Origin of the sequence: Streptomyces sp. PH10-H1, from assembly GCF_030063355.1 — a bacterium.
GTDB lineage: Bacteria > Actinomycetota > Actinomycetes > Streptomycetales > Streptomycetaceae > Actinacidiphila.
This window is the reverse complement of record NZ_JASISZ010000018.1, coordinates 14,656-29,013: the sequence shown is the minus strand read 5'-3', so window position 1 is coordinate 29,013 and position 14,358 is coordinate 14,656. Positions and strand designations below refer to the sequence as shown.

13 protein-coding genes, 1 tRNA gene and 1 other RNA gene are annotated in these 14,358 nt (G+C 69.6%); 3 read left to right on the top strand and 12 right to left on the bottom strand.

The window, feature by feature from the left end; translation table 11 throughout:
- From QMK24_RS13960 to ffs, 9 genes are all read right to left on the bottom strand, one after another.
- Complete coding sequence (locus QMK24_RS13960; protein ID WP_283466079.1) at positions 1 to 1,131, bottom strand: hypothetical protein; 1,131 nt, start codon at positions 1,129 to 1,131, stop codon at positions 1 to 3.
- Positions 1,128 to 1,811 (bottom strand): SigE family RNA polymerase sigma factor, encoded by a 684-nt coding sequence (locus QMK24_RS13955; RefSeq protein ID WP_502962437.1) that lies wholly within the window; start codon positions 1,809 to 1,811, stop codon positions 1,128 to 1,130. Before QMK24_RS13955 ends, QMK24_RS13960 begins: the two co-directional genes overlap by 4 nt.
- A gap of 277 nt (positions 1,812 to 2,088) precedes the next feature.
- A complete protein-coding gene (locus tag QMK24_RS13950) occupies positions 2,089 to 3,150 on the bottom strand; it encodes an aspartate-semialdehyde dehydrogenase (RefSeq protein ID WP_283466075.1) in 1,062 nt (353 codons plus the stop codon).
- On the bottom strand, positions 3,147 to 4,421 hold the full coding sequence (locus QMK24_RS13945) for an aspartate kinase (RefSeq protein ID WP_283466073.1): 1,275 nt from the start codon (positions 4,419 to 4,421) through the stop codon (positions 3,147 to 3,149). The genes QMK24_RS13950 and QMK24_RS13945 overlap by 4 nt, the downstream gene beginning before the upstream one ends.
- Positions 4,422 to 4,654: 233 nt before the next feature.
- Complete coding sequence (locus QMK24_RS13940; RefSeq protein WP_283466072.1) at positions 4,655 to 5,362, bottom strand: DUF5063 domain-containing protein; 708 nt, start codon at positions 5,360 to 5,362, stop codon at positions 4,655 to 4,657.
- Positions 5,355 to 5,954, bottom strand: coding sequence for a recombination mediator RecR (recR, locus tag QMK24_RS13935; RefSeq protein ID WP_250976573.1), 600 nt, complete (start codon positions 5,952 to 5,954; stop codon positions 5,355 to 5,357). The genes QMK24_RS13940 and recR overlap by 8 nt, the downstream gene beginning before the upstream one ends.
- Before the next feature lie 121 nt (positions 5,955 to 6,075).
- Positions 6,076 to 6,408, bottom strand: a complete 333-nt coding sequence (locus tag QMK24_RS13930; RefSeq protein ID WP_283466070.1) for a YbaB/EbfC family nucleoid-associated protein — start codon at positions 6,406 to 6,408, stop codon at positions 6,076 to 6,078.
- A 117-nt stretch (positions 6,409 to 6,525) separates the two neighbouring features.
- Entirely contained in the window at positions 6,526 to 8,823 is a 2,298-nt protein-coding gene (locus tag QMK24_RS13925) for a DNA polymerase III subunit gamma and tau (protein WP_283466069.1), read from the bottom strand.
- 48 nt (positions 8,824 to 8,871) lie between these two features.
- Positions 8,872 to 8,968, bottom strand: an RNA gene (ffs, locus tag QMK24_RS13920) — signal recognition particle sRNA small type.
- 72 nt (positions 8,969 to 9,040) lie between these two features.
- On the opposite strand from ffs, the gene QMK24_RS13915 reads away from it, so the two are divergent.
- Positions 9,041 to 9,125, top strand: a tRNA-Ser gene (locus tag QMK24_RS13915).
- Positions 9,126 to 9,218: 93 nt separating this feature from the next.
- On the opposite strand, the gene QMK24_RS13910 is transcribed toward QMK24_RS13915, so the two are convergent.
- From QMK24_RS13910 to QMK24_RS13900, 3 genes are all read right to left on the bottom strand, one after another.
- On the bottom strand, positions 9,219 to 10,457 hold the full coding sequence (locus QMK24_RS13910) for a tyrosine-type recombinase/integrase (protein WP_283466067.1): 1,239 nt from the start codon (positions 10,455 to 10,457) through the stop codon (positions 9,219 to 9,221).
- A gap of 11 nt (positions 10,458 to 10,468) precedes the next feature.
- Positions 10,469 to 10,774: a helix-turn-helix domain-containing protein gene (locus QMK24_RS13905; RefSeq protein WP_283466065.1), complete on the bottom strand. Its 306-nt coding sequence runs from the start codon at positions 10,772 to 10,774 to the stop codon at positions 10,469 to 10,471.
- A 135-nt stretch (positions 10,775 to 10,909) separates the two neighbouring features.
- On the bottom strand, positions 10,910 to 11,428 hold the full coding sequence (locus QMK24_RS13900) for a helix-turn-helix domain-containing protein (RefSeq protein WP_283466064.1): 519 nt from the start codon (positions 11,426 to 11,428) through the stop codon (positions 10,910 to 10,912).
- Between the two features lie 388 nt (positions 11,429 to 11,816).
- On the opposite strand from QMK24_RS13900, the gene QMK24_RS13895 reads away from it, so the two are divergent.
- Both QMK24_RS13895 and QMK24_RS13890 read left to right on the top strand, forming a co-directional pair.
- On the top strand, positions 11,817 to 12,980 hold the full coding sequence (locus QMK24_RS13895) for a DUF3631 domain-containing protein (RefSeq protein ID WP_283466063.1): 1,164 nt from the start codon (positions 11,817 to 11,819) through the stop codon (positions 12,978 to 12,980).
- A 341-nt stretch (positions 12,981 to 13,321) separates the two neighbouring features.
- The gene (locus tag QMK24_RS13890; protein WP_283466062.1) at positions 13,322 to 14,302 is read left to right on the top strand and encodes a DUF2637 domain-containing protein; all 981 of its coding nucleotides are present in this window, start codon (positions 13,322 to 13,324) and stop codon (positions 14,300 to 14,302) included.
- The last annotated feature ends 56 nt before the right edge of the window (positions 14,303 to 14,358 follow it).

Here is a 14,358-nt window from a genome sequence, read left to right as displayed (position 1 = left end):
CTACGGCGCCGTGAGTGCCGTCGTCTTGTAGATCGTCCCGGCGCACGCGCCGGGAATCGTCGTGTCGGCGACGGCCGGTGCTCCCGCCTCCGGGGTGTGGCTGATCTCGACGCTCGCCGGGGCCGGGGTGGGCGGCACATCGGCCGCGGCCGGGGTGTTCGCCGTGCTGCCGGCGGTGGCGCTGCCCGCCGAGCCGGCGGTGGCGCCGCCGACGGTGGTCTGGGTGGGTGTCGGCGTCGGCGGGACCGGGCAGCCGTTGGGACCGGCGGCGTCCGGCACCCAGGCGAACCGGACCTCGTACGTCTGGCCCGGCTGCAGGAGCAATGGGGCGGCCGCGACGACGGGCAGGCCGGTGGCCGGGTCGCCCGTGCTGTGCTCCACGACCTGGATCTTCGTCGAGTCGGCGCTGCCCTGGGCGGTAGCGGTGACGGCGCCGCCGCTCTTGACGACGCAGATCTTCGTCGAGACGTTGGCGACCCGGAACCAGCCGTAGATGTTGCCCTTGCCGTCCGGAGCACCGGTCTTGCTCGCGCCGTCGCCGAGCTGGGCGCGGACACAGGCCGGCGCGGCGCGGCCGCTGGTGCCGCTGGCCGTCGGGGCGACCGTGGTGCCGTGCTCGTTCCTGGTGGTGGGCGAGGGCGGGACTGCCGTCGACGGGGTGGGCTCGGCGCTCTCCCCGCCCTCGGGGCCGGTGGACCAGCCCGTGCCGTCCTGGCCGCTCTGCCCCTGGCCGGAGCTCTGCTGCGGCTGATGGGAGCTGGCCGCGGCCGAGGTGGTGTCCTCCTGGTTCGCGGTGTTCGCGGCATGCAGCAGGGCCGGTACGGCGGTGCACACGAGCAGGACCGCGGCGGCCACGCCGGCCGCGGCCTGGCGGCGGCGGGTCCTGCGGGCCGGAACCGCGTGCCGCAGGTGGTCGAGCGCGTCGGGCGCGGGCTCGATGCCCTGGACCGCGTCCTTCATCAGCCGGCGCAGGGCCAGCTCATCGAGGCTCTTCCCTGACCCGATGCTCTTCCCTGGCCAGAGGCTCTTCCCTGCCTCGGGGGTGGAGCGTGTGCGGGCGGATTCTTCGGTCTCTTCGGTGAATTCGCGGTTATCTGGATCCATGCCACGGGAGTCGTAGGGGGTGGTCATACGGTCGCCTCCATCGCGATGCGAAGCGCCGCGAGGCCACGGGAACCGTACGCCTTCACCGAGCCCAGGGAAATTCCGAGCGTCTCGGCGACCTGCGCCTCGGTCATGTCCGCGAAATAGCGCAGCACGAGAACCTCGCGCTGACGGCGCTGGAGGGAGCGCATGGCGGTCTTGAGCTGGTCACGCTCCAGGATCTCGTAGGCGCCCTCTTCCGCGCTCGGCATGTCGACCAGGGGCATGGGCTTGGAGAGGAGCTTGAGACCCAGGATGCGCCGCCGGAGCGCTGACCTGGAGAGATTGACCACCGTCTGCCGGAGGTAGGCGAGGGTCTTCTCGGGGTCACGCACCCGGCTGCGCGCGGAGTGGACGCGGATGAACGCCTCCTGGACGACATCCTCACAGGAGGCGGTGTCGTCCAGCAGCAGTGCGGCGAGGCCGAGCAGCGACCGGTAGTGGGCACGGTAGGTCTCGGTGAGGTGGTCGACCGTGGTGCCGACGGCCATCGTGGCGTCAGCACCCAGCTCGGACGGCACGCGCACGATGGGCCAGGGCGCGATCACCGGCATCCCGCCGGATGTACGTGGCCGGCCTGGCGTGCGACCGGGCGTACGGGAGCGCGGCACGCGCGCCGGAGCGCTGCTCCGACCAAGAGCCGTCTCGATACCCAGTGCCTCTGCCACGACTGTTGGACACGCGTCCCCCCGTCAGGGTTGTACGCGCAAGGCATCGCCTTTGATGTGGCGTCGGATATCCCCATGCGTACCAACTCTTCCCCAATGCGCCCTTTTGATCAGGCACGAGATGCGACCGCCCAACACGCCCGGCACGCAGCACGGTAGGGCAGTGCGCTGACACAAAGACGCTCCCCATCATCTGCCGGTTGCAGAGGCCAGGGAGCGAAATTGTCCAACGGGCCGAGAGCCACTTCAAGTGGTCCAGACCACAAAGTTGATCACATCATGTGTGCGAATCCACGAACTCGGCCGCCACGACCTCGGCGATCTGTGCGGTGTTGAGCGCGGCGCCCTTGCGAAGATTGTCCCCGCAGACGAAGAGTTCGAGCGCGTTCGGGTCGTCCATCGAACGGCGAACCCGCCCGACCCAGGTCGGATCGGTGCCCACCACGTCGGCGGGGGTCGGGAATTCGCCTTCCGCCGGATTGTCCGTCACGACGACGCCGGGAGCGCTGCGCAGGATCTCGTGCGCCTTCTCCACCGTCACCTCGTTCTCGAACCGCGCGTGCACGGACAGCGAGTGGGTGGTGATGACCGGCACCCGTACGCAGGTGGCGGTGACGCGCAGTTCCGGGAGCGCCAGGATCTTCCGCGACTCGTCCCGGACCTTGAGCTCCTCCGAGGACCAGCCGTCCTCCCGCAGCGAACCCGCCCACGGCACCACGTTGAGCGCGAGCGGCGCCGGAAAGGGTCCGAAGTCGCCGACCGTGCGCCGTACGTCGCCCGGCTGGGTGCCCAGCTGCGTGCCTGCGATCTTGGACAGCTGGTCGCGCAGGGTGTCCACGCCGGACTGCCCCGCGCCGGACGCCGCCTGGTACGAGGAGACGATCAGCTCGCTCAGCCCGAACTCGGCGTGCAGCGCGCCGATCGCCACGATCATCGACAGCGTCGTGCAGTTGGGGTTGGAAATGATGCCGCGTGGGCGCATCCGCACCGCGTGGGCGTTCACCTCGGGCACCACCAGCGGGACATCGGGATCCATCCGGAAGGCGCCGGAATTGTCCACCACGACCGCGCCCTTGGAGGCGGCGATCGGGGCCCACTGCGCGGACACCTCGTCCGGAACGTCGAACATCGCGACGTCGACGCCCTCGAACGCCTCCTCGGTCAGCGCGATGACCTCGGTCTCCGTGCCGCGCACCACGAGCTTGCGCCCGGCCGACCGCGCGGAGGCGATCAGCCGGATCTCCCCCCATACGTCCTGCCGGGTGGAGAGCAGCTCCAGCATCACCGTGCCGACCGCGCCCGTCGCACCGACGACGGCCAGAGTCGGCTTGCGGCTCATCGGCCCGTACCGCCGTAGACGACCGCTTCGTCGCTGTCACTGTCGAGCCCGAACGCGGTATGCACCGCCTGAACGGCCGGCTTCACGTCATCGGCGCGGGTGACGACCGAGATCCGGATCTCCGAGGTGGAGATCAGCTCGATGTTGACTCCCGAGTTCGACAGCGCTTCGAAGAACGTCGCCGTGACGCCCGGGTTGGTCTTCATTCCCGCGCCGACCAGCGAGATCTTGCCGATCTGGTCGTCGTAGCGCAGCGAGTCGAACGCGATCCGGTCCTGCGCCCTGGTGAGCGCGTCCATCGCCTTGCGGCCCTCGGTCTTGGGGAGGGTGAAGGAGATGTCGGTCAGGCCGGTGGCCGCGGCCGACACGTTCTGCACGACCATGTCGATGTTGACCTCGGCGTCCGCGATGGCCCGGAAGATCATCGCGGCCTCGCCCGGCTTGTCCGGCACTCCGACGACCGTGATCTTGGCCTCGGACGTGTCGTGCGAGACCCCGGAGATGATCGCCTGCTCCATCGGCTTGTCTCCTCGTGGTGGTTCGTTGCTGACCCAGGTGCCCGGCAGACCGGAGAACGACGAGCGGACGTGGATCGGGATGTTGTAACGGCGGGCGTACTCGACACAGCGGTGCAGCAGCACCTTCGAACCGGAGCTGGCCAGCTCGAGCATGTCCTCGAACGAGATCCAGTCCATCTTCTGGGCCCTTTTCACGACCCGCGGGTCGGCGGTGAAGACACCGTCGACATCCGTGTAGATCTCGCACACCTCGGCGGCGAGCGCGGCGGCCAGCGCCACCGCGGTCGTGTCGGAGCCGCCGCGGCCGAGCGTGGTGATGTCCTTCTTGTCCTGGGACACCCCCTGGAAGCCGGCCACGATCGCGATGTTGCCCTCGTCGAGCGCGGTCCGGATCCGGCCCGGCGTCACGTCGATGATCCGCGCCTTGTTGTGGACGGAGTCGGTGATGACCCCCGCCTGGCTGCCGGTGAACGACTGCGCCTCATGGCCGAGATTTTTGATCGCCATCGCCAGCAGCGCCATGGAGATCCGCTCTCCGGCGGTCAGCAGCATGTCGAACTCCCGGCCGGCGGGAATCGGAGACACCTGCTCGGCGAGATCGATCAGCTCGTCCGTCGTATCGCCCATCGCTGACACCACGACGACGACCTGATGGCCGGACTTCTTGGTGTCGACGATTCGCCGGGCGACGCGCTTGATGCCTTCAGCATCCGCAACGGAGGAGCCTCCGTACTTCTGCACGACAAGGCCCACGTGCGCTCCTCGGGGAGGTTTGGTACTGCGGTCGGCTCAGTCTAACGAGCGGGCCGGGGCGGCCTCCGCAGTACCGGATATTGAGACAGGTGGCCCACTCGGTGGGCCACCTGCCCAGGACTCAACGAAATAACCCCAGATCAGGGGGTGGGTGGTCCGCCGGCGGCGGCCAGGGGGCCGGCCAGTGGCGGGCCGACGGAGAGCTTTGCCGTCGGTCCTGGAGGGCCGGGTGGTCAGCCGGTGGCGGGCTGGGCGCGGAGGCCCAGGGGGGTGCCGAGCTCGGCCGCCATGACCTTGCCGGCCTCCTCGGCCAGCGCCTCCTCGTCGTCCGCCGAATCGTCCGTGTCCAGGCCGTCCAGCTCGTCCAGCGGGCTGTCCAGGCGGACGTGCGCGACCAGGGACTGCAGCGCGCGCAGCGAGGCGCTGGCCGTCGGACCCCAGTTCGACAGGTACGAGAACTGCCACCACCACAGCGCCTCGCTGATCCGGCCCGCGCGGAAGTGCGCGAGGCCATGGGTGAGATCCATCACCACGTCGGCCATATCGTCCGAAATCCGGCAGGCGACGGGCGTGCTGCGGGGCACGTACGGGTCGAAGACCTCCGAGTACACGTCGATGGGCTCCAGCAGCGCGGCGAGGCGCTGGCGCAGCTCGTCGGCGTCCGGCTCGGGGCCGATATCGGGCTCGTAGCGCTCGTCCGGGACGATGTCCTCGTGCGCGCCGAGCCGGCCGCCGGCCAGCAGCAGCTGGGAGACCTCCAGCAGCAGGTACGGAACCGCGCTGTCCGGGTCGTCGCCCTTGGCGACCTCGCGGACCGAGAGGATGAAGCTCTCGATCTGGTCGCAGATCTGGACGGCGAAGTCGTCGGGCTCCTGGACTTCCGGTACCCGTTCCGGCGGCGCGCCCTGCGCGTCCTGTGTGGTTACCGCGGTGTCAGACATCGAGCAGTCGTCTCCCTTCGAAGGCACGACCCAGCGTGACCTCGTCGGCATACTCCAGGTCTCCCCCCACGGGCAGACCACTGGCCAGTCGCGTCACCTTCAGCCCCATGGGTTTCACCATGCGGGCCAGGTACGTAGCGGTCGCTTCACCTTCAAGATTGGGATCCGTCGCCAGAATCAGCTCGGTGACGGTGCCGTCCGCGAGCCGCGTCAGCAGCTCCCGGATCCGCAGATCGTCGGGACCGACGCCCTCGATCGGGCTGATCGCCCCGCCCAGTACGTGATACCTGCCACGGAACTCACGGGTGCGCTCGACCGCGACCACATCCTTGGGCTCCTCGACCACGCAGATCACTGCGAGGTCGCGGCGCGGGTCACGGCAGACCCTGCACAGGTCGTCCTGGGCGACATTCCCGCAGATATTGCAGAACCGCACCTTGGCCTTGACCTCCGCCAGGACGTGCGCGAGGCGCCGCACATCGGCCGGGTCCGCCTGCAGGATGTGGAAGGCGATCCGCTGCGCGCTCTTGGGACCCACGCCGGGCAGCCTGCCCAGTTCGTCGATGAGGTCCTGAACCACGCCTTCGTACACGGGTGCCTTCCTTAGGTCGGAGTCGGCTCGGAGTCGGCTCGGGATCGGGGTCAGGGTCCGGGGTCGGTGTGGGCTGGGCTCGGGGGTCGTTTCCGGCGTTACCCGGGTGACCGGATGGCTGCTAGAACGGCAGACCGGGCATGCCGCCCAGCCCTTGGGCGAGGGGACCGAGCTTCTGCTGCTGGAGCTCCACCGCGGTCGCGTTCGCGTTGTGCACGGCGGCGACGACCAGATCGGCCAGCGTCTCCGTGTCTTCAGGATCGACCGCCTTCGGGTCGATGACCAGACCGCGGAGCTCACCTGCTCCGGTCACCGTGGCCGTCACCAGACCGCCGCCCGCGGAACCCTCGACCTCGGTCTCGGCCAGCTCCTGCTGGGCCGTGGCCAGGTCCTGCTGCATTTTCTGGGCCTGCTGGAGCAGCTGCTGCATGTTCGGCTGACCACCGGGGATCACGTATTCGCTCCTGCCTACGACGACGTTGCGCGGTAGGGCGAGCCTACGTGCTCGGACGGCCCTGCGCCCTACGCCGTACGGAGGAACGGACGACGCGACGCGGAACATCATGCGACATCAGTCGTTCGGGATCTCCTCGATCACCGTAGCGCCCATTTCGCGCACGAAGAGCTCGTATCCGGACAGGGGGGATTCAACCAGGTCCGCATCGTCGTCCTCCGGAATATCGTCCTCCAGGGGCGGCGGCGTCTCGTCCGTCATCCGCGGCGGAGGCGGACCGCTCGGGCGTGCGGCGGCCGCCTGCGGCGCGGACGGGGCCGACTGCACGGGCCCGCCCTGCTGGGCGGCAAGGGAGACGGGAGAGCCCGGTGCGGACGGTGCGGAGGGTCCGGGCGGCCTGGACCCGCCACCGCCGCCACCGCCGCCGCTTCCGCCGCCGAAGCCGGCACCGCCGCCTCCTGCGCCACCTCCGCCTCCGCCCCCGCCCGACGGGTCGACGATCGCCTCGATCCGCCACTCCACCCCGAGGGCGTCGCTGATCGCCTGCTTCAGTACGTCTTCGCTGCCGCTGTTGGCGAAGCTGTTGCGGGCGCCGGGATTGTCGAATCCGAGCTGCAACGTCTGCCCATCGAAGCCGGCCACCTGCGCGTTGTTCAGCAGGAGCATCCACGTGAGCCTGCGGCGGTTCTTCACCGCCTCCAGAATGTCCGGCCACATCTGCCGCACCCGCGCGGGATCCCCCACGAACCCGGACGACGCCGGGGCGGCGGGGGCCGGTGCGGGGCTGACGGCGGGAGCGGGAGCGGATTGCGCCGGCGGGGCGGCCGGGCCCGGAGCCGCCGTCGGCCAGGCGCCGGGGCGGGGGGCCTCGGCCGGGGCAGCGGATGGGGCCGTCGGAGCGGACGCGGCCGCCGGTGTACCTGGAATGCCCGGAGTGGCCGTGGTCGGCCAGGCGCCGGGCCGCTGCCGGGAGCCACCGTCCGCAGGGCCGGAACTAGGGGCAGGGGCAGGGGCAGGCGCGGGCTCGTCGCGCGGTTCGGGCGTCGCGGCGGCCGGCGGCTGCACGGCCGGACCCGGGCGCCCACCGCCCACGGCCGCACGGACCGAGGCCGGGCCGCCGGGCCCACCAGGACCGGACCCGCCAGAACCCGGATCGGACCCGCCGGGCCCGGGGCCCGAAATGTGGACGGAGGGGTCGGAGTGATCGGCGCGGGCAGGCTGATAGGCGAAGTCCGGGACCGGGGCGGCACCGGGGGCGAAGCCCCGCCGCTCCAGCTTGTCCAGCCGGGCCTGGACGGACCGCTCGTCATCGTACGCCGCGGGCAGCAGCACCCGGGCGCAGATCAGCTCCAGCTGGAGCCGCGGGGACGTGGCTCCCCGCATCTCGGTCAGACCGGTGTTGACCAGGTCGGCCGCCCGGCTCAGCTCGGCGGCGCCGAACACGGACGTCTGGGCCCGCATCCGCTCGATGACATCGCTCGGGGCATCGATGAGCCCCTTGTCCACCGCGTCCGGAACCGCCGCGATGATCACCAGATCGCGCAGCCGCTCCAGTAGGTCCGCCACGAAGCGCCGCGGATCGTGCCCGCCCTCGATGACCCGGTCGACGATCTCGAAGACCGCGGCCCCGTCGCCCGACGCGAACGCGTCCACCACCTCGTCGAGCAGCGCCGCGTCCGTATATCCGAGCAGCGCCGTCGCCATGGCATACGTCACACCCTCGGCGCCCGCGCCCGCCAGCAGCTGGTCCATCACCGACATCGAGTCACGCACCGACCCCGCGCCCGACCGCACCACCAGCGGATACACCCCGTCCGCGACCGGAATGTCCTCCCGGGCACAGACCTCCGCGAGGTAGTCCCGCAGCGTGCCGGGCGGCACCAGCCGGAACGGGTAGTGGTGGGTACGCGACCGGATCGTGCCGATGACCTTCTCGGGCTCCGTGGTCGCGAAGATGAACTTCAGATGCTCCGGGGGCTCCTCGACCACCTTCAGCAGGGCGTTGAAGCCCTGCGGGGTGACCATGTGCGCCTCGTCGATGATGTAGATCTTGTACCGGCTGCCCGCCGGCCCGAAGAACGCCTTCTCCCGCAGGTCACGCGCATCGTCCACACCACCGTGCGACGCCGCGTCGATCTCGATCACATCGATCGACCCCGGCCCGTTCCGCGCCAGGTCCTGGCACGACTGGCACTCCCCGCACGGCGTCGGCGTCGGCCCCTGAACGCAGTTCAGACACCGCGCCAGGATGCGCGCACTCGTCGTCTTCCCGCAGCCTCGCGGTCCACTGAACAGGTACGCGTGATTGACCCGGTTGTTGCGCAGCGCCTGCTGCAACGGGTCGGTTACGTGCTCCTGCCCGATGACCTCGGCGAAGGACTCGGGACGGTAGCGGCGGTACAGAGCGAGGGACACGCCTACGACGATATCGGGGCCCACTGACAACCGACGCCCCCGAGGGCAAGCAAAGACCCCCCACGCACCCGCCAGAGCCCACCTACCCTTGCTGCCTTCCGGCCCTGGGGGAGTTCAGCGAGATAGCGCCACGTGAGGGGCTGCGCACAGCGTACCCGATCGGATCACCGGCTTACGAGTTCGCTAGCACCCCTCCCCGTCTTGTAGTGTTCGTCGCGGAGGATTCGCCTAGTGGCCTAGGGCGCACGCTTGGAAAGCGTGTTGGGGGCAACCCCTCACGAGTTCGAATCTCGTATCCTCCGCACCCGCCCACCAGGGCAGACGTAGGGCCCGACCGCATCGCGGTCGGGCCCTACGTCGTTCGAGGGTTGCAGTTTGGGTTGCAGTTGCCCAGATCAGGCGGCGGGAGGCCGCTGGTCCGGGCGGGTCCAGAGGAGTCCGCCGATCTTGGCGGCCGTGTCCTTGAGGACCCGATCGGTCAGGTGCTGGTAACGCCGGCGCATGCGGGCCGACTGGCCGGGCTCCCAGCCCATGATCGCGTCCACGACCGTGTCGGAGACGCCGAGGATCAGCAGGATGGTGCCCGCGGTGTGACGGGCATCATGCAGTCGACCGTCCCGTAGTCCTGCCGACCGCAGCAGCTCCTTCCACTTGTGGTGGTCCGTGTTCGGGTTGAGCGGCTCGCCGGTCGGCGAAGTGAAGACATATCCCTTCTCCACCCACAGGTCACGGGCAATGCAACGTTCACGTTCCTGCTCGTCCCGATGCTGAGCGAGGAGCTTCATCAGCTCGTCGGGGACACCGATGGGCCGCCGTCCGGCACGGGATTTGGTCTCCTTGGCCTCGCGCCGGATGTTGACCTTCTGCGGGCAGTACCCGGGCTTGCGCCCGCAACTGTCGCCGCAGCCGTGCTGGTACCGGGGCCGAAGTCGCCCTCGGTGGACGACCAGCACCCCGAGGTCGAAGTCGACGTCCGTCCACTTGAGTCCGAGAACCTCGCCCTGACGAAGGCCCAGCGCCAGAGCGATGACCCAACGTGCGGCGTTCCGTTCACGGTTGGCCACTTCCAGAAGGAGCTGGACCTCCTCGACCGTGTACGGCACCACCTCTTCCTCCACCAAGCGCGGTGCCTTGGCGATGCTGGCGGGGTTCTCGGTGAGGTGGCGCCGCCGCCTGGCCTCGTTGAGGGCGGCGCGCACGGTGCGGTGGACCTGGTGCGCCGTACCGGCCGAGCTGCCTTCGTCCTGCATCTTCTTGTAGAAGCGCTCCAGGTGCTCGGGCTCCAGCTTCGCCAGGCGGTGAGCGCCGAGGCCGGGTACGAGGTGGTGGTAGACGGCGACGCGATAGCCGTCGATGGTGTTCTCGGAGACGTGCAGGGCCGCGATGTTCTCGACCCAGTGCAGCAGCCAGGACTCGACCGTCCAGGTCTGGCCGGCCTTCCGGACTTGGCCCGCGTCGCGCTCCTTCTCCAGCGCGCGAACGGCCTTGGTGGTCTCGGCACGGGTCTTGCGCTTGATGTGGCGGCGGTCGGTCTTACCGTCGTCCTTGACGCCGACGGTGACGTAGCCGTGCCACTTTCCGTCCTTGCCGAGGTAGATCGTAGAGGCGCCGTTGGGCTGCCGGGACTTTGCCATGACAGTCCCCCTCAGGCCGCGAGAGCGACGGTCGAACGGGTGAACCGGGTGCGGGCGGCAACGTAGTCGTTCAGCGCCTCAGCCGGGATACGGCGCAGGCGGCCTACGGCCACGGACGGAATCTCACCGGAGGCCAGGAGCGCGTACATCGTTGTCCGGCCGACGCTGAGCCGGCGAGCGGCTTCCTCGACGGTCAGCGCGACCAAGGTGGGGTCGGGCGCGGTGGGTGCGCTGGCCTGTACGAGGTCCAGGAGGGCCTGTGCGCTGACGCCAAGTGCGTCCGCCACCAGGGAGATGGGCATGGTCGTTTCAGACATGGGGATACCTCTCGGCGGCGCGAGGGCAACGCGCCGACGTGATCGCTGTGCGGGATGGGCGGTGTGAAAAAAGGGTCCGCAAGGCGGCCCTCGGCGTTCGTAGCACCGGGGGACGCGCGGGGCAGGGCCGTGCGACTACTCGGCGGCGGGCGTGCCCTCGTCCTTACGGAGTGGGTCCTCGGGCGAGTTGGGAGCCGGGTAGAACGTCAGCCCGTCACCGCTGGGAGCGGTATCCACGCCGAGGCGTTCTGCGATCTCGTCGTATTCGCGCTCGGCTTCTTCGAGGCGCCCCCTCGCCGCGTCGGCGAGATCCTGGGCGGTTCTCCACTCCTTCTCCCGATCTTGGAGGCGGAAGCCCGCTTCCTGGAGCTCGAAGTGGAAATCGTGCGGGTCGGCCACTGCCTGGGTCATGAAGTACTCGGCGGGCAGATTCAGCGCCTTCGCCAGGCCGATGACCTCGTCGAACTGGATGGCACGGGTGCCGTTCTCGATCTTGGCGATCTGGGTCTGATGGAACTTGAAGCCAAGGCGCCTCATGCGCTCGGCGACATCATCCTGCGACAGCCGAGCGGTCTTCCTCATGATCTTCAGGTTGTGCGCCACCAGGGCCTCCCCTTCGCTGGGGACGAGATGGCGCTCCTTGGGCTCGTCCATGTTCACCTCCTCCCTGTTGGGCGATGCGACATTGCACCGGACCTTCGTTAAACCATACCAGCATTGGATTCCCAACCCATAGGAGCATGAACCCTAAAGTGGCGCAGATCACATGCGCGCCCCGCCTGGGGCTATTCTTCCATCGCATGGATACTCAAACCGCTCATCGGTTTGACTTCGTACGCCAAGCAGGGTACAAATGATGGCATGGCATGGAAATCCCAACCTGGAGGAGGTTAGGAACGGCGCTCGCGTCGCCAGAGAACGACAAAACCCCCGGCGCTACGAACACCGGGGGTTGAACGGAAACCTCGACACCGCCCATCCCTGGACAGCTAACCAACGACGGACCGGGTTGCCCCCCGGAGCCGTCGAGTGAGGAATCTCCATGAGTGACGATACCCGCCCCGACCCCATCCACGCAGCACAACCGGATCCCGACGCCACCGCCAGCCACGGCGCGGCCCTCCTGGACCGGCTCAAGGCGGCGGTGGCCCGCTTCGTGATCCTGCCGAGCGAGGAAGCGCTGGACGCCACCGTGCTCTGGGTCGCCGCCACCCACCTGCAGCCCTCCTGGCAGCACGCCCCTCGGCTGGCCGTGGTCGGCCCAGCGAAACGCTGCGGAAAGTCCCGGCTCCTCGACATCCTGACCGAGACCGTCCACCACCCCGTCATGACGGTCAACTCGACTGCGGCCGCCGTCTTCCGCTCCATCACCGAGGAACCCCCCACCCTGCTCGTCGACGAGGCCGACACCATCTTCGGCACTCCCAAGCAGGCCGAGAAGAACGAGGAGATGCGCGGCCTGCTCAACGCCGGGCACCAGCGCGACCGCTACGTCCTTCGCGTGGTCGGCAACGACCACACCCCCCACCGCTTCCACACCTTCGCCATGGCGGCGCTGGCAGGCATCGGCGACCTCCCCGACACGATCATGGACCGCTCCATCGTGGTCCGCATGCGCCGCCGTGCCACAGGCGAGCACGTCAGCCCCTACCGCACCAAGCGCGACAGCCCCGACCTACACGAACTGCGCGCCCTCCTCGCCCAGTGGACAGCACCCCTGGCCGAGCAGGCCCTGCTGCTGGAGCCCTCCATGCCGGTCGAGGACCGCGCCGCCGACACCTGGGAACCCCTGGTGATCATCGCCGACCTCGCAGGCGGCCCCTGGCCCGACCGCGCCCGGCACGCCTGCACGACCATGGTCACCGCCGAAGCCGAGGCAGAGCAGGACAGCCCCAGCAACGCCCGCATCCTCGCCGACATCCGGCGGATCTTCCACGCCAAAGGCGAGCAGGCACAACTCTGCACGGATGAGATCCTCTACGCACTCAACGGCGACCCCGAAGCCCCCTGGGCCGAACACGGGCGCGGTGGCCTGACCCCGCGCGGCCTCTGCGCGATGCTGCGCGAGTACGGCATCCACTCCGGCAACGTGCGTGCAGGCGACATCCAGCGCAAGGGCTACACCCGCGCCAAGTTCACCGACGCCTGGAAGCGCTACTGCCCCGGTGTCCACCCCCTCGGCAACCCACAGGCCGACGCGGGCTGATCGGGCCGCTGGTCCCTGCCACCGCGCAACCATCGCGCTATCGGCAGGGATCAGCCCGAGCCACACACCCGTCTTCTGCCGTCCTTGCCGTCCCAGACGGAAAACAGCAGGTCAACGGCCCTGAAAGTGGGACGGCAAGCCGTCCCAAGACGGATCACGATCCGTCCCCGCCGCTTGGACCACCAGCGGACGAACCGCGCCCGACAGTGCACGCCGCCGCGTGCCCCTGCCGTCCCGGACGCCACAGGCGCGCCCTGCCGTACCGCCCCTGACCTGCGGTTGCAACGGCAAGACGGCAAAGACGGCACCTCGCACACACCCAGAGCAAGGAAGCCTTCAGCATGCCCGACACCGCCATACCCGCAGCCGGCCCCGCAGAGCCGACCAGTCGCCACCGCGCCACCTGGTGGGACCAGGCCGCCATCATCCTGCTCGGCCTCGCCGGTTGCGCCCTGTCCTTCGACGCGCTGCGCCAGATGGCCACCGCCGTCCACGTCCGCCACCAGCTCACCTACCTGTTCCCGGTCGTGATCGACGGCTTCATCGCCTACGGCGTACGCGCCCTGCTGGTCCTGCGCGATGCCCCACTGCCCGCACGGCTGTACGCCTGGACCCTGTTCATCGCCGCCACCGCCGCCAGCATCTGGGCCAACGGCCTGCACGCCCTCGACCTCAACCAGCCCGGCACAGTCGAGCTCCACCTCGACGACACCACAGTCACCATCCTGTCCGCCATCGCCCCCCTCGCCCTGGCCGGCGCCACCCACCTGCACATCCTGATCACCCGCCACGGCAGCAATGGCCCCAGCCAAACCCCGCCGCACCGAACCGCCGCAGGAGTTCCGTACGAGGAGCCCGTCGGCACCGAAGCGCCAAGCCAGCGCGGCACACAGCAGCCCTCGGCGACCGAAAGCACCCCCGCCGCTGCGACCGAATCCTTCGGAGGCGAAGAACCCGCAGCCCCCCTTCCGGACACCGCAACGGCTGCCGTCACACCGACCGATTCCCATCAGGACGAACATCAGGACGACTCCGACAGCGCAGGCCAGGGGCAGGACGGGGGTTCCGTACCGCGCACCCAGGCCCAGGGCGGACGCCCGCCGATGGCCTCCTTGCAACGCCTGGCCGAGGTCATCGCCGCAGCCCACCGCGACCCGGACACGCTCACCCGCGACAGCGCCCGCAAGGCCCTGACCGAATCCGGACTCGGCGCCGGAACCCACCGCCTGACCGAGGCCATCGCCTTGGTCCGCAACGCGTCCCAAGCCCGCGAACACCCCGCCCAACCCGAAGAGCCGCAGCCCCTCGCCGACCGGGCCTGAACCCCCGCCCCCTCCCCCCCCCCCCCGCCCACCCACACCCCGGCGCGGGGGGGCCC